Source organism: Streptomyces agglomeratus (assembly GCF_001746415.1).
In the GTDB taxonomy this organism is placed as follows: domain Bacteria; phylum Actinomycetota; class Actinomycetes; order Streptomycetales; family Streptomycetaceae; genus Streptomyces; species Streptomyces agglomeratus.
The window spans coordinates 6,416,815-6,436,289 of the sequence record NZ_MEHJ01000001.1 but is presented as its reverse complement, the minus strand read 5'-3'; the positions used below and the strand labels follow the sequence as shown (position 1 = coordinate 6,436,289).

General features: G+C 71.6%; 23 protein-coding genes. 9 read left to right on the top strand and 14 right to left on the bottom strand.

Features of this window, described 5'->3' with window-relative positions; all coding sequences use genetic code 11:
- The first annotated feature begins 11 nt into the window (after window positions 1–11).
- Together AS594_RS28175 and AS594_RS28170 are read left to right on the top strand one after the other, a co-directional pair.
- Window positions 12–371, top strand: coding sequence for a hypothetical protein (locus AS594_RS28175; RefSeq protein ID WP_069935473.1), 360 nt, complete (start codon window positions 12–14; stop codon window positions 369–371).
- Between the two features lie 2 nt (window positions 372–373).
- Complete coding sequence (locus AS594_RS28170) at window positions 374–802, top strand: hypothetical protein (protein WP_069929644.1); 429 nt, start codon at window positions 374–376, stop codon at window positions 800–802.
- A 106-nt stretch (window positions 803–908) separates the two neighbouring features.
- On the opposite strand, the gene AS594_RS28165 is transcribed toward AS594_RS28170, so the two are convergent.
- The 3 genes from AS594_RS28165 to AS594_RS28155 form a co-directional block, all read right to left on the bottom strand.
- Window positions 909–1,412, bottom strand: a complete 504-nt coding sequence (locus AS594_RS28165; RefSeq protein WP_069929643.1) for a GNAT family N-acetyltransferase — start codon at window positions 1,410–1,412, stop codon at window positions 909–911.
- 37 nt (window positions 1,413–1,449) lie between these two features.
- Window positions 1,450–2,016: a sigma-70 RNA polymerase sigma factor region 4 domain-containing protein gene (locus tag AS594_RS28160; RefSeq protein WP_240509097.1), complete on the bottom strand. Its 567-nt coding sequence runs from the start codon at window positions 2,014–2,016 to the stop codon at window positions 1,450–1,452.
- A 90-nt stretch (window positions 2,017–2,106) separates the two neighbouring features.
- Window positions 2,107–3,270 (bottom strand): glycerophosphodiester phosphodiesterase, encoded by a 1,164-nt coding sequence (locus tag AS594_RS28155; RefSeq protein WP_069929642.1) that lies wholly within the window; start codon window positions 3,268–3,270, stop codon window positions 2,107–2,109.
- A gap of 260 nt (window positions 3,271–3,530) precedes the next feature.
- Here AS594_RS28155 and AS594_RS28150 point away from each other — a divergent pair, with 260 nt between their 5' ends.
- The gene (locus tag AS594_RS28150; RefSeq protein WP_069929641.1) at window positions 3,531–4,202 is read left to right on the top strand and encodes a lysophospholipid acyltransferase family protein; all 672 of its coding nucleotides are present in this window, start codon (window positions 3,531–3,533) and stop codon (window positions 4,200–4,202) included.
- A gap of 119 nt (window positions 4,203–4,321) precedes the next feature.
- Here AS594_RS28150 and AS594_RS28145 read toward each other — a convergent pair whose 3' ends face one another.
- From AS594_RS28145 to AS594_RS28125, 5 genes are all read right to left on the bottom strand, one after another.
- Window positions 4,322–5,872 carry an MFS transporter gene (locus AS594_RS28145; protein ID WP_069929640.1) on the bottom strand — a complete coding sequence of 517 codons (1,551 nt, stop codon included), beginning with the start codon at window positions 5,870–5,872 and terminating at the stop codon, window positions 4,322–4,324.
- Window positions 5,869–6,420 (bottom strand): TetR/AcrR family transcriptional regulator, encoded by a 552-nt coding sequence (locus AS594_RS28140; protein WP_069929639.1) that lies wholly within the window; start codon window positions 6,418–6,420, stop codon window positions 5,869–5,871. The genes AS594_RS28145 and AS594_RS28140 overlap by 4 nt, the downstream gene beginning before the upstream one ends.
- Before the next feature lie 53 nt (window positions 6,421–6,473).
- Window positions 6,474–7,445 (bottom strand): aldo/keto reductase, encoded by a 972-nt coding sequence (locus AS594_RS28135; RefSeq protein ID WP_069929638.1) that lies wholly within the window; start codon window positions 7,443–7,445, stop codon window positions 6,474–6,476.
- A gap of 66 nt (window positions 7,446–7,511) precedes the next feature.
- Window positions 7,512–8,939 carry an argininosuccinate lyase gene (argH, locus tag AS594_RS28130; RefSeq protein ID WP_069929637.1) on the bottom strand — a complete coding sequence of 476 codons (1,428 nt, stop codon included), beginning with the start codon at window positions 8,937–8,939 and terminating at the stop codon, window positions 7,512–7,514.
- A gap of 85 nt (window positions 8,940–9,024) precedes the next feature.
- Window positions 9,025–10,218 (bottom strand): argininosuccinate synthase, encoded by a 1,194-nt coding sequence (locus AS594_RS28125; protein ID WP_069929636.1) that lies wholly within the window; start codon window positions 10,216–10,218, stop codon window positions 9,025–9,027.
- A gap of 202 nt (window positions 10,219–10,420) precedes the next feature.
- Between AS594_RS28125 and AS594_RS28120 the strand changes: the two genes are divergently transcribed.
- Entirely contained in the window at window positions 10,421–11,779 is a 1,359-nt protein-coding gene (locus AS594_RS28120) for an NAD(P)/FAD-dependent oxidoreductase (RefSeq protein WP_069929635.1), read from the top strand.
- A 43-nt stretch (window positions 11,780–11,822) separates the two neighbouring features.
- On the opposite strand, the gene AS594_RS28115 is transcribed toward AS594_RS28120, so the two are convergent.
- Genes AS594_RS28115 through argC form a run of 6 tightly spaced genes read right to left on the bottom strand, consistent with a single transcriptional unit; the run spans window position 11,823 to window position 16,827 of the window.
- Complete coding sequence (locus tag AS594_RS28115; protein WP_069929634.1) at window positions 11,823–12,365, bottom strand: arginine repressor; 543 nt, start codon at window positions 12,363–12,365, stop codon at window positions 11,823–11,825.
- A gap of 5 nt (window positions 12,366–12,370) precedes the next feature.
- Window positions 12,371–13,585, bottom strand: coding sequence for an acetylornithine transaminase (locus tag AS594_RS28110; RefSeq protein WP_256096840.1), 1,215 nt, complete (start codon window positions 13,583–13,585; stop codon window positions 12,371–12,373).
- A complete protein-coding gene (gene argB / locus AS594_RS28105; protein WP_069929633.1) occupies window positions 13,582–14,487 on the bottom strand; it encodes an acetylglutamate kinase in 906 nt (301 codons plus the stop codon). The genes AS594_RS28110 and argB overlap by 4 nt, the downstream gene beginning before the upstream one ends.
- Window positions 14,484–15,638 carry a bifunctional glutamate N-acetyltransferase/amino-acid acetyltransferase ArgJ gene (argJ, locus tag AS594_RS28100; RefSeq protein WP_069929632.1) on the bottom strand — a complete coding sequence of 385 codons (1,155 nt, stop codon included), beginning with the start codon at window positions 15,636–15,638 and terminating at the stop codon, window positions 14,484–14,486. Before argJ ends, argB begins: the two co-directional genes overlap by 4 nt.
- Entirely contained in the window at window positions 15,635–15,802 is a 168-nt protein-coding gene (locus AS594_RS44775) for a hypothetical protein (protein ID WP_167368048.1), read from the bottom strand. Before AS594_RS44775 ends, argJ begins: the two co-directional genes overlap by 4 nt.
- Entirely contained in the window at window positions 15,799–16,827 is a 1,029-nt protein-coding gene (gene argC / locus AS594_RS28095; RefSeq protein ID WP_069929631.1) for an N-acetyl-gamma-glutamyl-phosphate reductase, read from the bottom strand. Before argC ends, AS594_RS44775 begins: the two co-directional genes overlap by 4 nt.
- A gap of 188 nt (window positions 16,828–17,015) precedes the next feature.
- Here argC and AS594_RS28090 point away from each other — a divergent pair, with 188 nt between their 5' ends.
- The 5 genes from AS594_RS28090 to AS594_RS28075 all read left to right on the top strand — a co-directional run bounded on the left by AS594_RS28090 (window position 17,016) and on the right by AS594_RS28075 (window position 19,456).
- Window positions 17,016–17,378 carry an SIMPL domain-containing protein gene (locus tag AS594_RS28090; RefSeq protein ID WP_141746828.1) on the top strand — a complete coding sequence of 121 codons (363 nt, stop codon included), beginning with the start codon at window positions 17,016–17,018 and terminating at the stop codon, window positions 17,376–17,378.
- Between the two features lie 11 nt (window positions 17,379–17,389).
- Window positions 17,390–17,512, top strand: a complete 123-nt coding sequence (locus AS594_RS47305; RefSeq protein ID WP_256096841.1) for a hypothetical protein — start codon at window positions 17,390–17,392, stop codon at window positions 17,510–17,512.
- Between the two features lie 138 nt (window positions 17,513–17,650).
- Window positions 17,651–18,259 carry a YdeI/OmpD-associated family protein gene (locus AS594_RS28085; RefSeq protein WP_069929629.1) on the top strand — a complete coding sequence of 203 codons (609 nt, stop codon included), beginning with the start codon at window positions 17,651–17,653 and terminating at the stop codon, window positions 18,257–18,259.
- Window positions 18,260–18,341: 82 nt separating this feature from the next.
- Window positions 18,342–18,527: a hypothetical protein gene (locus tag AS594_RS28080; protein ID WP_069929628.1), complete on the top strand. Its 186-nt coding sequence runs from the start codon at window positions 18,342–18,344 to the stop codon at window positions 18,525–18,527.
- Window positions 18,528–18,673: 146 nt separating this feature from the next.
- The gene (locus AS594_RS28075) at window positions 18,674–19,456 is read left to right on the top strand and encodes a VOC family protein (protein WP_069929627.1); all 783 of its coding nucleotides are present in this window, start codon (window positions 18,674–18,676) and stop codon (window positions 19,454–19,456) included.
- The last annotated feature ends 19 nt before the right edge of the window (window positions 19,457–19,475 follow it).

Genomic DNA, 19,475 nt, shown 5'->3' with positions numbered 1-19,475 from the left:
CGCTCGTCGTCATGCTCGACGCCCTGACGGTCGCGGTCTCCGCGGCCGCGCTCGTACTCGCCGCGTGGTGCGGTTACGCCGCCTTCCGCGATCAGCCCACCAAGGACTGGCACTTCATCGGCATGGCCGTGGTGTCCCTGCTCGCCCTCGCCCAGGTGGTCGTGGGCGTCGTGCGGCTGGCGGGCGGCGGCAAGCCGGACGAAGGCACGGTGATCTTCGTTTCGTACCTCGTCGGGGCGCTCGCCGCGGTGCCCGCCGCCGGTTTCCTTTCCCTGGGCGAGCGGACCCGGTGGGGTTCGGTGACCGTCTCGGCCGGCGCGGTCGTGCTGGCCGTGCTCGAAGTCCGGCTGCACGACATCTGGGGAGGCTGACGATGAGCGAGCCCGTCACGCGGGAGCGCGCCGGTTCGCGCACGCGGCTGGTGAGTGGGCCGGGGCTGCTGCTGGTCTGGCTGTACGGCGTCATGTCGGTCGGCGCGGTGTCCCGTTCGGCCTACCAGATCGCCACGGAGTACGACCGGGCTCCGCTCGCCTACACGCTGTCCGCCGTGGCCGCGGTGGTGTACGCCTTCATCACGTACACGCTGGTGCGGGGCGGGGAGACCGCCCGGCGGGCGGCGCTGGTGTGCTGCGGGGCGGAGCTGCTGGGCGTCCTGGTGGTGGGGACGTGGACGGTGATCGAGCCGTCGGCGTTCCCCGACGCGACGGTGTGGTCGGCGTTCGGGAAGGGCTACCTGTTCATCCCGGTGCTGCTGCCGGTGACGGGCGTCATGTGGCTGCGGAAGGCGCGGCGGCGCGGGTAGGGCGGACGCCTGAGGCGAAAACTTTCGCCTTGCCCGCCCCTTCGCCTTGCCCACCCCTTCCCGGGGTGACACATGGGAAGGGGCGGGGCGGGGCAGGCCCCGCCGCCTACGCGCTCGCGGCGAGCGTCCGCGCCGCGGGCTCCTTCTGAAGGGTGACCAGGGCGAAGCCCGGTGCCACCTGCTCCGTGGCCACCAGGGCGTAACCGTGGCTGCGGTACAGCCGCAGACTGCCCTCGCTGCGGTGACCGGTGAAGAGCTGGAAGCGCTTCGCGGCGGGCTCCCCGGCGAAGTACGCCTCGATCGCGTCGAGCAGCCGCCCGCCGAGGCCGTGCCGCTGCATCCGGGGGTGCACGATGAGCTTCGCGATCCGCGCGGTGCCCGCCTCGTCCACGGCCGCACGCACGGACGCGACCACCTCGTCGCCGAGCCGGGCCACCAGCGTGTGGCTGCGCCCGAGTTCGGCCCGCAGATCGTCGAGGGTCTGGGTGAGCGGCTCGATGCTGTAGTCGCCGTACAGCTCGGCCTCGCCCTGGTAACACAGGTACTGCAACTTGAGGATCTGCTCGGCATCCTGCGCCGTTGCCGCTGAGATGGTCACGCTCATGCCCATGTGTGCATGCCTCCCGCTCGCCTGATACGCCGGTTGCTTATCGCTCCATTCCCCTTTGCCCTGGAGCCGCAACCTCCGCCGCCAGCATTCTGCGCAGGCATCCCAGGCAACGGGAACGCATGGGCCCCAAACTGCCCTGTGACATTCCCAACCTTCCTGCGATTTCCCGGTACGTGGGGTCGGACGGCGACAGCATCGCGTCCAGCAGCCGTGGACACCTTCCGGGCAGCCTCCGGACCGCCGCACGCAGGGCCCGCCGCCGCTCCGCGCTCAGCGCGGCGCGTTCCGGGCAGGTGGTGTCTGCCGTCGCGGCCGGTGGGGCGGGGCAGGGCAGTTCACGCCGCGTCGCGCGGCGGGCCAGGCTCGCCTCGGTCCGTACGGCGTGCAGCAGCCAGCCCGCCGGGTCGGGCGGCGGGCCCGAGCCGTCGAGGAGTTCGACGAGCCGCAGCCATACGGCCTGTTCGAGGTCGCCCGCCTCGACTCCGCCGCCCGCCGCCTCCGCGACGGCTTCGGCGGCGAGCAGGGGGCGCAGCGTACGGAAGAGGGCGGACGACGCCGCCGTGGGCGGGGCGGCGGGGACGGGGATGATCACGGGGAGGGTCATGCCAGGCGGGACGTGAGGCCGGCGGCCGGCGGTTGCCGTACGGCGCCACAGTCACCCGTCCGTGGACACGCGGCCCTCCCCGCGCTCCCGTCAGCGCTCGCGCGCGAAGTCCTCCGCCGCCAGCAGCGCGGTGTCCGGGTGGTCGGAGAAGATGCCGTCGATGCCCTGTTCGAAGTAGCGCTTGAAGGCGCCGAACGCGTCTCCGTACGCCGCCGGATCGGTGCCGCGCCTGAAGTCCGCGGGCAGGAAGGTGTTCTCGTTGCGCATCGTGTACGGGTGGAGTATCAGCCCCCGCGCGTGAGCGTCCCGTACGAGCGTCGTCGGCGCCCCCAGCTTGCCCGTGGCGTCCTTGGGGATGATGAGGTCGAGAGTGGGGCCGATCCCCTGGGCGAAGTCGGCGATCCACTTCAGCCCCTCGGGCTTCACCAGGTCGGCGACGGTGCGCGGGTCTCCGGCCACCTGGAAGTCCCAGGGCCGGGTGGCGGCGCCGGACAGGAGTACGACGCGCGGCGCCGCGACCAGCCCGGCCATGCGCCGCATGCTGCCGGGCTCGAAGGACTGGAGGAAGTTGGGCGAGTTCTTCTTGTGGCGGCCGTACGTGCGCAGCAGCTTGGCCAGGGGCTCTTCGAGGCCGAGGCCGCGGCCGCGGAAGTACGTGGGGTGCTTGGTCTCGATGTGCAGCCAGATCCGCCGGCCCCGGGCGCGGCCCTCCTGCTCGGCCCAGCGCAGCACCTCCTCGAAGGTGGGGATCGTCCAGCGGCCGTCGTACAGGGTGTTCTCCTGCCGGGTGCCCGGGATCCGCTCCTTGGCGCGCAGCGTCTTGAGCTCGGCGAGGGTGAAGTCCTCGGTGAACCAGCCGGTGAGCGACACGCCGTCGACGGACTTCGTCGCCTTGCGGGACGCGAACTCGGGGTGCGCCGCGACGTCCGTGGTCCCGGTGATGTCGTTCTCGTGGCGGCAGACGAGGTGCCCGTCCTTGGTGGGGACGAGGTCCTGCTCGATGACGTGCGCGCCCATGTCGAGGGCGAGCTGGTACGAGCCGATGGTGTGTTCGGGGCGGTAGCCGCTGGCTCCGCGGTGCGCCACGACGGTCGGTACGGGGAGGTCACGGTAGGAGGTGTGGCCCCGGCCGTCCCCCTCGCTCCCGGCGGCGCCCGCGGTGCCCGGCAGTCCGAGGGTGACGCCCCCGGCCCCGAGTACGGCCGCGCCGATAACCGTGCGCCGCCCGGGATTCCGCTGTCCGCCCTGTGTCATGAACGCTCCTCCGTCAGTTCCCGCAGATGTCCCGCGAATGTCCCGCACCTGCCAAGAATGAAGGGCCCGATCGTAGGCGCCTACGTCTTACGCGGACGAGACTGTGGACGGAACGGACCGGAAACACACGTCAACACTGCGTATCGATGTGATGAACCCGATGTGCGGTCGGGCGGACACGGCGAGTATCGTCCTCACCTGCACAGACTTCATCCAGAACAGGCCGACAGCCTCACCCGGCCACGACACCGGAGGAACCGTTGTCCCGTCTCGCGCTCATCAAGGCAGTGCTCGGACCGATCCTGCGCCTGATGTTCCGCCCACAGGTGGAGGGCGCCCAGAACATTCCCGGGACCGGTCCGGTCATCCTGGCGGGCAACCATCTGACGTTCATCGACTCGATGATCATGCCGATCTGCTGCGACCGGCAGGTGTACTACATCGGCAAGGACGAGTACGTCACCGGCAAGGGGCTGAAGGGCCGGCTGATGGCCTGGTTCTTCACCAGCTGCGGCATGATCCCGGTGGACCGGGACGGTGGCCGCGGCGGTGTCGCGGCGCTGATGACGGGCCGCCGGGTGCTCGAGGAGGGCAAGATCTTCTCGATCTACCCGGAGGGCACCCGCTCCCCCGACGGCCGCCTCTACCGGGGCCGGACGGGCATCGCCCGCCTCACCCTGATGACCGGCGCGCCGGTGGTGCCGTTCGCGATGATCGGTACGGACAAGCTCCAGCCGGGCGGCGCGGGCCTGCCGCGTCCCGGCAAGGTGACGGTGCGCTTCGGTGAGCCGATGGAGTTCTCGCGCTACGAGGGCATGGACCGCGACCGCTACGTGCTGCGCGCGGTGACGGACTCGGTGATGGCCGAGGTCATGCGGCTGTCCGGCCAGGAGTACGTCGACATGTACGCCACCAAGGCGAAGGCCGCCTGAGCGGAGCCGCCCGAGGCGGCGTCACCGTACGGCCGGGGGCCGGGGCACCGACGGGTGCCCCGGCCCCTTTCCGCGCGCCGCCCGCGCCGCCTTCGCGGCTGCCTCGGGCACCGCACGCCTCACTCGATGTCGTCGACGATGCCCTTCGCCAGCTTCTGGCCGCGCAGCATGAACCACGCCGCGACCGCTGTCGCGAACAGCACCACCGACCCCACCCACGCCCCCGCCTGGAAGCCGTCCGTGAACGCGTCCTGCGCCGCCGAGATGAGCGCGGCGGCCTGGTCGGCCGGGAGGGACTCCGCCGCCTCCACGGCTCCGCCGAGGGAGTCGTGCGCGGCGTCGGCCACCTCGGCGGGGGTGTCCGGGGGCACCGTGAAGCTGCGGTAGATGGCGGTCACGATCGAGCCGAGCAGCGCGATGCCGAGCGCCGCGCCCAGTTCGTACGCCGTCTCGGAGACGGCCGAGGCGGCTCCCGCCTGCTCTTTGGGGACGCTGGAGAGGATGACGTCCGCCGTCACGGTGAAGGCCAGTCCCGCCCCGATGCCGCCGACGACCATGGCCGCGACGAGCAGCGGCACGTCGGTGTCCGCCGTGACGATGGTGCAGGTCAACAGACCGAGTCCGAGCGCCACCAGGCCGCTGGTCACCGCGCTGCGGACCGAGACCCTGCGCGCTACGTAGCCGGCCGCCAGACCGGCGGCCACCGCGCCGGCCGCTGCGGGCAGCTCGATGAGGCCCGATTCCAGGGGGGAGCGCTCCTGGACGAGTTGCAGGAACTGCGAGAGGAAGAAGACCAGGCCGGACAGGCCGAGGATGGTCAGCAGGTCGGCGAGGACCGCGCCCGAGAACCCCCGGTGGTGGAAGAGCCGCATGTCCAGCAGCGGCGAGGGGAGGGTGAGCTGGCGCCGTACGAACCAGAAGAGCGCCGCCAGTCCGGCCAGCCCGGTGAGCCCGGTCCCCCAGGCGAGGCCGTGTGCCGCCGCCTCTTTGACGGCGTACACGAAGCCGACCATGCCGACGAGTGAGAGCCCGACGCTGAGCAGGTCCCAGGGGCCGGGCGCCGGGTCCTTGGACTCGGGCAGCAGTTTGATGCCGACGAGGACCAGGACCAGCATCACGGGCACGTTGATGAGGAAGACCGAGCCCCACCAGAAGTTCTCCAGGAGGAAGCCGCCCACCACCGGGCCGACGGCCGCGCCGGCCGAGGCGGCGGCGCCCCAGATGCCGATGGCGAAGCTGCGTTCCTCGGCGTCGTGGAAGATGTTGCGGATGAGCGCGAGCGTGGAGGGCATCAGCGTCGCGCCTGCCACGCCGAGCAGCGCGCGGGCGAGGATCATCATCTCGGGGCTGCTGGCGTACGCGTTGAGCACCGAGACGGCGCCGAACGCGACGGCGCCGCACAGCAGCAGCTTCTTGCGCCCGATCCGGTCGCCGAGGCTGCCCATCGAGACGAGCAGGCCGGCGATGACGAACGAGTAGACGTCACCGATCCACAGCAGTTGGGTGCCGGAGGGCTGGAGGTCCTCGCTGAGGAAGGGCGTCGCGAGGCCGAGTACGGTCGCGTCGACGGCGACGAGCAGCACGGCGAGCACGAGCACGCCGAGCGCGAGCCAGCGGCCGGGATGGTGGACGGCGCTCCGCGCCATCTGGTGCCGGCCGCTACTGGTCATTGCTCCACGTTCCGACGTGCTCCGCCGAGCAGCAACTCGACGATCATGTACTGGAAGTCCTTCGCCGCCACCCGGCCGTCCTGGACGGCCCACGCGCCGGTGCCGATGAGCCCGTACAGCGCCTCGGTCAGCCAGGCCGGAGTGAGGTCGATCCGGAACTCGCCCTGCTGCTGGCCGCGCCGGAAATGAGCGGAGACGCGGGCGTCCAGACGGCCCCATCCCTCGTGGACCTGTGCGCCTTCGAAGAGCTGGTTCTCCGTGACGAGGAAGGCGAGCAGACCGGCGGCGGGCTCGATCTCGGCGATCAGGCGGCGCAGCCCTTCCTCGGCGGTTCCCTCGTTCAGCCGGGCCGCGTCGAGCGCCGCCTCGAACTCACGGATGCCGAGCCCTTCGAGGGCCTTGACCAGGGCCTCGCGACCGGCGAAGTGGCGGTGCAGGGTGGCCCGGCCGATGCCGGCCGACTTGGCGACCTCGTCCATGGTCGCGGTCGCCTTGCGGGAGAGGAGGGCGGCCGCGGTGCGGAGCACCTGCTCGCGATCGACAGTCATGAGACAACAATAACCCGAATGAGACATTAATGTCTCGCGCACCGGGTAACGGCTCAGCTCCAGGGCAGTTCCGAGCGGTGCTTCCAGTACGCCCCCGGCTCCTCCACCGACTCCGCCAGACGGGCCATGTGACTGTCGTCCAGGTCCACCACCGCGGCGTGCACGTTGGAGACCAGCTGGACCGCGGTCGCCGCGCCGGACAGGACGACGCCCGCCCAGGGCAGCCGCAGGATCACCGCCATGGCGACGGCGTCGCACGAGAAGCCGGTCTCCCCGGCTACGGCGCGCAGCGCGGCCGGGGCGGCGGGTCCGGCGAGCCTGCCGTTCGCCAGGGCCTCTTTCACGATCACGGTGAGGCCCGCCTCGTGAGCCTCGGCCAGCGCCGGCCCCGCCGAGGTCTCCAGCAGGTTGTACGTCGCCTGGACCGTACGGAACAGCGGCTCGCCGTCGACCGTCACGGCGAGCGCCGACCGGATGGCTTCGGCCTGGCCGGGACCGCTCGTGGAGATGCCGACGGTGACGCCACCGGCGGCCAGCTCCGCCAGCCGGGCGTGCAGCGCCGGGTCTGTGAGCGCCGGGCTGTCGGGGGTGACCGAGTGGATCTGGTACAGGTCGAGGCGGTCGCCCAGCAGGGCGGCGGTCTCGGCGTACTGCCGTTCGAAGGCCGCCAAGCTGTGGTCCTTGACCTCGTGGACGTCGGCGTCCGTACGCCAGTCGGCGGTGTACGTGTAGCCCCACTTGCTGCCGATCACCACGTCCTGGACCTCGGGCCTGGCGCGCAGCCACTCCCCGAGGAACTCCTCCGCACGGCCGTACGAACGCGCGACGTCCAGGTAGCGCACGCCCTGCGCGTAGGCGGCGTCCAGCAGTTCGTGGGCGCACTCGCGCAGGGCGTCCGGGGTGCGGCCGGCAGGCAGATCACGGTCCCGGCCGGGCGTGATGTACGCCGGACGGCCGACGGCCGCGAGGCCGAGTCCGAAGTGGGCGGTGGCAGTGGTAGCCGCAGCCAGCCGGGCAAAGGGCATCGGGGCCTCCCCGCAGGGTCGGTCGAGTACGGTCGCTCACTACCGTACTCAACCGGACCGCGAGGTTCAGTTCTTGGCGGTGGCCCAGGCGTGCTGCTCCGCCAAGTCGGCCTTCACCTCGGCGAGCTGGATCGCGACCGCCGAAGGCGCGGTGCCGCCGCGGCCGTTGCGGGAGGCGAGGGCGCCGGCGACGTTCAGGACCGTACGCACCTCGGGGGTGAGGTGCGGGGAGATCTTGGCGAACTGCTCGTCGCTGAGCTGGTCGAGCTCGATGCCCTGCTGCTCGCACTCCTTGACGCACTCGCCCGCGACCTCGTGGGCGACCCGGAACGGCACGCCCTGCCGGACCAGCCACTCCGCGATGTCGGTGGCGAGCGAGAAGCCGGCCGGCGCCAGTTCCTCCATGCGCTCGCGGTTGACGGTGAGCGTGGCCATCATGCCGGTGAAGGCGGGCAGCAGGACTTCGAGCGTGTCGCAGGAGTCGAAGACCGGCTCCTTGTCCTCCTGGAGGTCGCGGTTGTACGCGAGAGGGAGGGCCTTCAGCGTCGCCATCAGGCCGGTCAGGTTGCCGATGAGGCGGCCGGACTTGCCGCGCGCGAGCTCGGCGATGTCCGGGTTCTTCTTCTGCGGCATGATCGAGGAGCCGGTGGAGAAGGCGTCGTGGAGGGTGACGAAGGAGAACTCCTTCGTGTTCCAGATGATGATCTCTTCCGCGATCCGCGAGAGGTTGACGCCGATCATCGCGGTGATGAAGGCGAACTCGGCGACGAAGTCGCGCGACGCCGTGCCGTCGATGGAGTTGCCCGAGGAACCGTGCTCGAAGCCGAGGTCGGCGGCGACCGCCTCCGGGTCCAGGCCGAGGGACGAACCGGCCAGGGCGCCCGATCCGTACGGCGACACGGCCGTCCGCTCGTCCCACTGCCGCAGCCGCTCCGCGTCCCGGGACAGGGACTGGACGTGGGCCAGGACGTGGTGGGCGAAGAGGACGGGCTGGGCGTGCTGGAGGTGCGTACGGCCGGGCATGGCGACGTCCGAGTGCGCCTCGGCGAGACCGACGAGCGCGTCCTGGAGCTCGGCGAGGAGGCCGCCGATGATCCGGGCGTGGTCCCGCAGGTACATCCGGAAGAGGGTGGCGACCTGGTCGTTGCGGGAGCGGCCGGCGCGCAGCTTGCCGCCGAGATCGGCGCCGAGCCGCTCCAGGAGCCCGCGCTCCAGGGCGGTGTGGACGTCCTCGTCGGCGATCGTGCCGACGAACGAACCGTCCGCGACGTCCGCCGCGAGCTGGTCGAGACCGGCGTGCATGCGCCGCAGTTCGTCCTCGGTGAGCAGCCCCGCCTTGTGGAGTACGCGGGCGTGGGCGCGGGAGCCGGCGGTGTCGTACGGCGCGAGCCGCCAATCGAAGTGGACGGACGCGGACAGCTTGGCGAGGGCCTCGGCAGGACCGTCGGCGAAGCGGCCGCCCCAGAGCCGGACGTCACCGTTGTTGCTGCTCACAGCTACTGCTCCTCAAGGGGTGGGGATGTGCGACCGCCTCCCCACCCCTGGAGGGTCGGGAGGCGGCCTGTCGAACGAGTCTTGATTACGCGAGGTCACGCTTGGCGGCGATCTTCGACGACAGGCCGAAGATCTCGATGAAGCCCTGCGCCTTGGACTGGTCGAACGTGTCGCCCGAGTCGTACGTCGCCAGGTTGAAGTCGTACAGCGACTCGTCGGACTTCCGGCCGGTGACGACGGCGCGGCCGCCGTGCAGGGTCATCCGGATGTCGCCGGTGACGTGCTGGTTGGCCTCGTTGATGAAACCGTCCAGCGCCCGCTTGAGCGGGGAGAACCACAGGCCGTCGTACACCATCTCGCCCCAGCGCTGCTCGACCTGCCGCTTGTAGCGGGCCAGCTCGCGCTCGACCGTGACGTTCTCCAGCTCCTGGTGGGCGGTGATCAGCGCGATCGCGCCCGGGGCCTCGTACACCTCGCGGGACTTGATGCCGACCAGCCGGTCCTCGACCATGTCGATCCGGCCGATGCCCTGGGCGCCGGCGCGCTCGTTGAGCTGCTGGATCGCCTGGAGGACGGTGACGGGCTTGCCGTCGATGGCGACCGGGACGCCCTCCTTGAAGGAGATGACGACCTCGTCGGCCTCGCGCGGGAGCGCCGGGTTCGAGGTGTACTCGTAGATGTCCTCGATCGGGGCGTTCCAGATGTCTTCCAGGAAGCCCGTCTCGACGGCGCGCCCGAAGACGTTCTGGTCGATGGAGTACGGGGACTTCTTGGTGGTCGCGATCGGGAGGTTCTTCTCCTCGCAGAAGGCGATCGCCTTGTCACGGGTCATCGCGTAGTCGCGGACCGGGGCGATGCACTTCAGGTGGGGACCGAGCGCGGAGATGCCGGCCTCGAAGCGGACCTGGTCGTTGCCCTTGCCGGTGCAGCCGTGGGCGACGATCGAGGCGCCGTGCTTGTTGGCGGCGGCGACGAGGTGCTTGACGATGGTCGGCCGCGAGAGCGCGGAGACCAGCGGGTAGCGGTCCATGTAGAGGGCGTTGGCCTTGATCGCCGGGAGGCAGTACTCCTCGGCGAACTCGTCCTTGGCGTCCGCGACCTCGGCCTCGACGGCACCGCAGGCGAGCGCGCGCTTGCGGATGACGTCCAGGTCCTCGCCGCCCTGGCCGACGTCCACGGCAACGGCGATGACCTCGGCGCCCGTCTCCTCGGCGATCCAGCCGATGGCGACGGAGGTGTCCAGGCCGCCCGAGTAGGCGAGTACGACGCGCTCGGTCACGGGTTTCTCCTTACGATGCATGCGGTGATGGGTATAAGTATGCACTCCACCGTATGTTTCGTCAACGCGCCTCCCGAAGCCTCCTGAGCGCCCCGCGAGCGCGGCCCCCCGAATGCACCTCGCCGGCGGGCGGCTCCCCGTCCGTACGCCGAAGGTGGGAGGACAAGCAGCTGTCGCGAGCCCCGAGGAGCAGTGGACATCTATGACGCGACCGAAGATCCTCGTGGTCGGCGCGGGTTTCGCCGGGGTCGAGTGCCTCCAGCGGCTGGAACGCAAGCTGTCCCCCCGCGAGGCCGAGCTGGTCCTCGTGTCGCCGTCCGACTACCAGCTCTACCTGCCGCTGCTGCCGCACGTGGCGGCCGGCGTACTGACCCCGCAGTCCGTCGCGGTGTCCCTGCGCCGCCGGCTGCGCCGCACCCGGATCTGCCCGGGCGGAGCCATCGGCATCGACGCCCGCGCGAAGGTGTGCGTCATCCGGAAGATCACCGGAGAGGTGGTCACGGAGCCGTACGACCAGCTCGTCCTCGCGGCCGGCAGCACCACGCGCACCTTCGACATCCCCGGGCTGCTGGAGCACGGACGCGGTATGAAGTCGCTGGCCGAGGCGGCGCACGTGCGCGACCACGTCATCGCCCAGCTCGACCTCGCCGCCGCCACCACGGACGACGCCGAGCGGGAGGCGAGGCTGCGGTTCGTGGTGGTCGGCGGCGGCTACGCCGGTACCGAGACCGCCGCCTGTCTGCAACGCCTGACCAGCGCCGCGGTCGGCCGCTACCCGCGTCTGGACCGAGCGCAGATCAAGTGGCACCTGCTGGACGTGGCGCCGCGCCTGCTGCCCGAACTGGGCGAGAAGCTGGGCGAGAAGGCCATGGCGATGCTGCGCTACCGGGGCATCGAGTTCTCCCTCGGCACGTCCGTGGCCTCGGTCGACGCGACCTCGGTCAGGCTCACCGACGGCCGTACGCTGCCGTCGCACACCCTCATCTGGACCGCCGGAGTCTCAGCGAGCCCGCTGGTCGCCACGCTCGGAGCGGAGACCGTACGCGGCCGTCTCGCGGCCACGCCCCGGCTGACCGTCCCCGGCTTCGACGGCCTGTTCGCCGCGGGCGACGCGGCCGCCGTCCCCGATCTGGCGAAGGGCGGCGACGCCCTGTGCCCGCCGACCGCGCAGCACGCCCAGCGCCAGGGCCGGACCCTCGCCGACAACATCGTCGCCCGGCTGCGCGGCACGCCGCTGAAGCCGTACGTCCACAAGGACCTGGGCCTGGTGGTGGACCTCGGCGGCCGGGACGCGGTCTCCAAGCCCCTCGGCCTGGAGCTGCACGGCCTGCCCGCCCAGGCCGTGGCCCGCGGCTACCACCTGCTGGTTCTGCCCACCATGACCGCCAGGACACGCGTGATGACCAACTGGACGCTCAACGCGGTCGCCGGCGACGACTTCGTCCGTACGGACTTCCAGGCCCGCCGGGCCGGCACGCTCCAGGACTTCGAGAACACGTCCGTATACCTCACCCCGGAGCAGATCCGCGAACACAAGGGGCCGGTGGCAGCCAGGACCTAGCTGCCACCGGCAGGGCCGCGCCCGCTGACGCAGCCTCGGACTCCTAGCGGTCGTTCTGGGCCAACCGCAGCAGGTGGTCGGCCAGCGCCTGGCCGCCGGCCGGGTCGCGGCTGATCAGGAGCAGCGTGTCGTCGCCCGCGATCGTGCCGAGGATGGCGTTCAGCTCGGCCTGGTCGATGGCCGAGGCGAGGAACTGGGCGGCACCCGGCGGCGTACGCAGGACGACGAGGTTGGCCGAAGCCTCGGCGGAGATGAGCAGTTCACCGGAGAGGCGTCGCATGCGCTCCTCCTTGGCGGACTCGCCGAGCGGCGCGTGCGGGGTGCGGAAGCCGCCCTCGCTCGGTACGGCGTAGATCAGCTCGCCGCCGGTGTTGCGGATCTTGACCGCGCCCAGTTCGTCGAGGTCCCGGGAGAGCGTCGCCTGGGTGACGCTCAGCCCGTCGTCGGCGAGGAGCTTGGCGAGCTGGCTCTGCGAGCGCACCGGCTGCCGGTTCAGGATGTCCACGATCCGGCGGTGCCTGGCAGTGCGGGTCTGCGGCACCGCCTGGCCGCCGTGCTCGTTGTCCTGCGCCTGCGCCTCGGTCATCTGTGTCATTCTCCGGTCCGTCGGTCCCCGTGTGCGGTGTCGAGAACGCCGGGCAGGGCCCGGAGGAACGTTTCCACCTCTTCGTCTCCGATGAGGAACGCCGGCATGAGCCGTACGACATCGGGGGCGGGCGCGTTCACCAGGAGACCGGCGTCCTGAGCCGCCTGCTGCACCTGGGGAGCAAGGGACTCGGTGAGCACGATACCCAGCAGCAGGCCGGCGCCGCGGACGTGGGAGACGAGCGGGTGCCCGAGTGACTCGATTCCGTCGCGCAGCTTCTCCCCCATCCGCTTGACGTGATCGAGGAGCCCGTCGGCCGCGATGGTGTCCAGTACGGCGAGTCCGGCGGCGCAGGCGACGGGGTTCCCGCCGAAGGTCGTGCCGTGCTGGCCGGGCTTGAGGAGGTCCGCGGCGGGACCGAAGGCGAGGGTCGCGCCGAGCGGAAGACCGCCGCCCAGGCCCTTGGCGAGGGTGACGATGTCGGGCTCGACGGCCTCGTGTCCCTGGTATTCGAACCAGTGGCCCGTGCGCCCGATGCCCGTCTGGACCTCGTCGAGGACGAGCAGCGTGCCGGTGGCGCGGGTGATCTCGCGGGCGGCTCGCAGGTAGTCCTCCGGCGGGACGACGACGCCGATCTCGCCCTGGATCGGCTCGATGATCAGCAGCGCGGTGTCGGTGGTGACGGCGGCGCGCAGTGCGTCGACGTCTCCGAAGGGTACGTGCGTCACGTCGCCCGGCAGCGGCAGGAAGGGGGTCCGCTTGGCCTCCTGTCCGGTGAGGGCGAGGGCCCCCATCGTCCGGCCGTGGAAACCGCCCTGGGTGGCGACCATGTGCGTACGGCCGGTGAGGCGCCCGATCTTGAGGGCGGCCTCGTTGGCCTCGGCGCCGGAGTTGGCGAAGAAGACGCGGCCGGGACGCCCGGAGATCTGGATCAGGCGCTCGGCGAGCGCGACGGGCGGCTCTGCGACGTACAGGTTGGAGACATGGCCGAGCGAGGCGATCTGACGGGACACCGCTTCGACGATGGCGGGGTGGGCGTGGCCCAGCGCGTTCACGGCGATGCCGCCGACGAAATCGGCGTATTCCTTGCCGTCCGCGTCCCAGACCCTGGCGCCCTCGCCGCGTACGAGGGAGAGTTTGGGCGTGCCGTAGTTGTCCGTCATGACGCCCTGCCAGCGCTGCGTGAGCTCCTGGTTCGCGGTCGGTTCGTGCTGCGTCACTTCGTTCCCCCCTCGTGCTCGTCGGGCACGACCATCGTGCCGATGCCCTCGTCCGTGAAGATCTCCAGCAGGATCGAGTGCTGCACCCGGCCGTCGATCACGCGGGCGGTGTTGACCCCGTTGCGTACGGCGTGCAGACAGCCCTTCATCTTGGGGACCATGCCGCTGGAGAGCTCGGGCAGCAGCTTCTCCAGTTCCCGGGCGGTGAGCCGGCTGATCACCTCGTCGCTGTTCGGCCAGTCCTCGTAGAGACCTTCGACGTCGGTGAGGACCATCAGCGTCTCGGCGCCAAGCGCGGCGGCGAGCGCGGCAGCGGCGGTGTCGGCGTTCACGTTGAAGACGTGATGGTCGTCGGCGCTGCGGGCGATGGACGAGACGACCGGGATGCGGCCGTCGTCGAGCAGGGCCTGGATGGCGCCGGTGTCGATCGCGGTGATCTCGCCGACCCGGCCGATGTCGACGCTCTCGCCGTCGATCTGCGGGTAATGCTGGGTGGCGGTGATGGTGTGCGCGTCCTCGCCGGTCATGCCGACGGCGAGCGGGCCGTGCTGGTTGAGCAGCCCGACGAGCTCGCGCTGCACCTGGCCGGCCAGGACCATCCGTACGACGTCCATGGCTTCGGGCGTAGTGACCCGCAGTCCCGCCTTGAACTCGCTGACCAGACCGTGCCGGTCGAGCTGCGCGCTGATCTGCGGGCCGCCGCCGTGCACGACGACCGGTTTGAGACCGGCGTGCCGCAGGAAGACGACGTCCTGGGCGAAGGCGGCCTTCAGGTCCTCGTCGATCATGGCGTTGCCGCCGAACTTGATGACGACGGTGCGGCCGTGGTGGCGGGTGAGCCAGGGCAGCGCCTCGACGAGGATCTGCGCCTTGGGCAGTGCGGTGTGCTTACGAGTGCTCATGAGCTGTACGCGCTGTTCTCGTGGACGTAGTCGGCGGTGAGGTCGTTGGCCCAGATGACGGCCGACTCGCTGCCCGCGGCGAGGTCGGCGGTGATCCTGACCTCCCGGTAGCGCATGTCGACCAGGTCGCGGTCGTCACCGACCGACCCGTTCCTGCACACCCAGATGCCGTTGATGGCGACGTTGAGCTCGTCGGGCTCGAAGGCGGCCCGTGTGGTGCCGATGGCGGACAGCACCCGGCCCCAGTTGGGGTCCTCCCCGTGGATGGCGCACTTGAGGAGGTTGTTACGGGCGATGGAGCGGCCCACCTCGACGGCGTCGTCCTCGGTGGCGGCGTTGACGACCTCGATCCGGATGTCCTTGCTCGCCCCCTCCGCGTCGCCGATGAGCTGGCGGGCGAGGTCGTCGCAGACGGTGCGTACGGCTGCGGCGAACTCGTCGTATCCGGGGGTCACTTGTGACGCGCCCGAGGCGAGCAGCAGCACGGTGTCGTTCGTCGACATGCAGCCGTCGGAGTCGACGCGGTCGAAGGTCTGGCGGGTGGCGTCGCGCAGTGCCGTGTCGAGTACGTCCGCGTCGACGTCGGCGTCGGTGGTCAGTACGACGAGCATGGTGGCGAGGCCGGGGGCGAGCATGCCCGCGCCCTTGGCCATGCCGCCGACGGTCCAGCCGTCGCCGCCCGCGACGGCCGTCTTGTGGACGGTGTCGGTGGTCTTGATGGCGATCGCGGCCTTCTCGCCGCCGTGCTCGGAGAGTTCGCCGGCGGCCTTCTCGATGCCGGGGAGGAGCTTGTCCATGGGGAGCGTGATGCCGATGAGGCCTGTGGAGGCGATGGCGATCTCACCGGCGCTGTGGCCTTCGAGGACCTCCGCCGCCTTCTCGGCGGTGGCGTGGGCGTCCTGGAAGCCCTTGGGGCCCGTACAGGCGTTGGCGCCACCGGAGTTGAGGACGACGGCGGAGATCCGGCCGCCCTTGACGACCTGCTCGGACCACAGGACCGGCGCGGCCTTCACGCGGTTGGAGGTGAAGACGCCCGCGGCGGCCAGGCGGGGCCCGTTGTTGACCACGAGGGCCAGGTCGGGGTTGCCGCTGTCCTTGATCCCCGCGGCGATGCCCGCCGCGGTGAATCCCTTTGCTGCCGTGACGCTCACTGCATCTCCTCGTTCGCCCCGCCGCGGAAGCGGCTGATGTCTCCGCCGCGTTGGCGGCTGATGTCTGCGCCGCCGTAGCGGCTGATGTCACTGAGGCCCGCGCGGCGCGGCGGCGCGGCCTTCGTCGTGGTCCGCGGCCCGGCGGCTGTGCCTGCCTCGCTCACGGAGCCACTCCGGTGGTGGGAAGTCCGGTGTCCTCGGGAAGCCCGAGGGCGATGTTCATGCTCTGCACCGCGCCGCCTGCGGTGCCCTTGGTGAGGTTGTCGATAGCGCTGATCACGATCACGCGGCCGGCGGCCTTGTCGTGCGCGACCTGGATCTGGACGGCGTTGGAGCCGTACACGGAGGCGGTGGCGGGCCACTGGCCCTCGGGGAGGAGGTGCACGAACGGCTCGTCGGCGTACGCCTTCTCGTACGCCTCCCGTACGCCCGCCGCCGTCACACCCGGCTTCGCCCTGGCGCTGCACGTGGCGAGGATGCCGCGCGGCATGGGGGCCAGTGTCGGCGTGAAGGAGACGGTGACCGGCTCGCCCGCGGCGGCGCTGAGGTTCTGGATCATCTCGGGGGTGTGGCGGTGGCCGCCTCCGACGCCGTACGGCGACATGGAGCCCATCACCTCGCTGCCGAGCAGATGCGGCTTGAGCGCCTTGCCCGCGCCGGAGGTGCCGGTGGCGGCGACGATCACGGCGTCCGGCTCCACAAGCTGGGCGGCGTACGCCGGGAAGAGCGCGAGCGAGACGGCGGTCGGGTAGCAGCCGGGGACGGCGATCCGCTTGGAGCCCGCGAGCGCGGCGCGGGCGCCGGGGAGCTCGGGCAGGCCGTACGGCCAGGTTCCGGCGTGCGGCGAACCGTAGAACTTCTCCCAGTCGCCCGCGTCCCGGAGCCGGAAGTCGGCGCCCATGTCGACCACGACCCCCTCGTCGCCCAACTGCCCGGCGACCGCGGCGGACTGGCCGTGCGGAAGCGCGAGGAAGACGACGTCGTGCCCCGCGAGCACCTCGGCGGTGGTCGGCTCCAGCACCCGTCCGGCCAGCGGCAGCAGGTGGGGCTGGAGAGAGCCCAGGCGCTGCCCGGCGTTGGAGTGGCCGGTCAGGGCGCCGATCTCCACACCGGGGTGGGCGAGGAGCAGGCGCAGCAGCTCGCCGCCCGCGTACCCGCTCGCTCCTGCCACTGCTGCACGTACCGCCATCGAAAATCCTCCTCGTCGATGGCATGACTATACGCAACACCGCAGTTTTATGCAATGGATATGGGGCTGACCGGCGCATCTCGGCTCGCGGCCCCGCCGGGGCCGTGGAACGGTCGACGCGAGTGCATGACCGAACCTGCCGTACCGCCGGCCCACCGGCCGCTGGACCTCTGGAGAACGCGTTGCTGGTGCCCACCGCTACGGCCTTCGCCGCCCGGTCGCTCGCCACCGTCGCCCTGGCCACCGTCGCCCTGGCTGCCGGCCTGCCGGCCGGCGGGACCGCGTCCGCCGGGGCGGCTCACGGCGGCGAGCGGTCCGTACCGGCCGAAGCGGCGGCGCGGCCCGCACCCGCCTGCGCGACCGTGCTGGCCACGGTCGTGGTGGAGTCGGTGCAGCGCACGCCCTCCGAGGCGATGAGCCACAACACCGCCGCGACACGTCGGGTACGGGAAGCCCTCGAGGCCGAGGGCGTCGCCCGGCGCGACGCGGGCACGGTGCGTCTCGGTCTGACGCCCGTCCTGGAGCCGGACGGCTCCGGCGGCAGCCGGTGACCGGATACCGGGTGAGCCGGACCCTCGCCGTCACGATCCGCGCCGGCGAGCGGGCGGACGCCGTCCTCGACAGGGCGGTGGCCGCGGCGGGCGGCGCGGCCCGCGTCGGGTCGGTGTCCTGCGCGCACCCCTGAACCCGCGCCCGAGGGCGGTCCGGGCGCCGTGCGGAATCCGGTGGCCGCCACCGCGGTGCGCGGGGCGAGGCCGGGCGGTGCGGGGCGGACTCCCGGAGCTCGGTGGCGGCCGGCCGGGCGGGCGATAGCCTGAGCCGCATGGAGCAGCTCGACGGAGTGGAGATCATCGCCTTCCCGGACGGCGAGGCGTTCGAGAACTGGCTGGCCGGGCACCACACGCGCCACGAAGGCGTGTGGATCAAGGTGGCGAAGAAGAAGTCGGGCATCGCGACGGTCACCGACGACGAACTGGTCGACATCGGGCTGTGCTACGGCTGGATCTCCGGTCAGCGGCGCTCCCACGACGACCGGCACTACCTCCAGAAATACGTGCCGCGCCGGCCCAAGAGCCTGTGGTCGCAGGTCAACGTGGAGAAGGTCGCGATGCTGACGGCCGCCGGGCGGATGCGTGAGCCCGGGCTGGCCGAGGTGCGCCGGGCCCAGGAGGACGGACGCTGGGCGGCGGCGTACGCGTCGCAGAAGACCGCCGCGGTGCCCGCCGATCTCGCGGCGGCCCTCGACGCGGACCCCGAGGCGAAGAAGGCGTACGAGGCGCTGGACAAGACCGGCCGCTACCTGGTGATGCTGCCGCTGCTCCAGGCGCTCACGCCGGACAGCAGGCAGGTCCGGCTCGAAAAGGTACTGCGCCTGCTGGCGAGCGGCGGCTCTGGCCGGGCGGGTGAGCGGGCCTCCGGCCGCCGCGCTTGAGTACATCCGCCTGACGCCGCGTACGTCCGACCGAGTACCCCTGCGGATGGCGTCACCCCGCCGAGATCGCCAAGCTGCCCCCATGAACACACACGCGCCTGACCGGAACGGCCGCCGGCCCGCCCGCCGGGCGCACCCGCGCCCCGTCCGCGACCACCGGACCGCGGAACAGGTGATGAAGGCGATCCTCGTCGTGGCGGCCGTCCTGGCCGCGATCGTGGTGCCGTACCTCGCTTTCGTCATCGGCGTCCACGCCCTCGCCGGCTGACCCGGCGTCCTGGGTCCGGGGTCCTGGAGGGGAAAGGGGGCGGGCCGGACGGCGCCGGGGTGCCAGGGCCCCGCGAGTCCCGGCCGGAAGCTGTCCTACATGCGGTCTAACCTCGGCGTACCAGCGCCGGAACCGAGGAGCAGTGGATGAGCCACGTCGACAGCAACCAGCCGGAGTCCACCCCCACTTGGATCGACCTCGACGTCCCGGACCTCGACCGCGCGAAGGAGTTCTACAGCGCGCTGTTCGGCTGGGACTTCGAGACCGACGCGGAAGCGACCGGGACCGCCGGCCACACCACCTGCCTGCTGCGCGGCCGGGCCGTGGCCGGCTTCCGGCCCCCCTCCGCCCCCGACCCCGCCCCCGGCTTCTGGCGCATGTACTTCGCGACACAGGACTGTGACGCCACCGCCAAGCGCGTCACCGACGCGGGCGGCACCCTGACGCAGGGCCCGGTGGAGTTCGGCGACCGGGCGCGGATCGCCCTGGCGTCGGACGCCGTGGGCGCCGGATTCGGCCTCTGGCAGGGCCGTACCCTCCCCGGCTGCCTGATCGTGAACGAACCCGGCTCGCTGGTCCGCAACGATCTGACCACGCCCGAGCCCGGCCGCGCGCGGGACTTCTACACGTCGCTCTTCGGCTTCACCCTCGACGGCAACGAAGATCTCCCCGGCTTCGACTTCACCTTCCTGCGCCGTCCCGACGGCCACGAGATCGGCGGAATCTTCGGCGATCCGTCCGCCGCCGCCTCCGTCTGGCAGACCACCTTCGAGGTGGCGGACACCGACGCCCTGGTGGAGCGCGCCGTCGCGGCGGGCGGCACGGCCGGCGCGCCCGCGGACAGCCCGTACGGCCGGTTCGCGGAGATCACCGATCCCTTCGGCACCGCGTTCAGCGTCATCGCCAGGCCCCCGGCCCAGCCGGAGTGAGGCGTACGGGGGCTCGGTT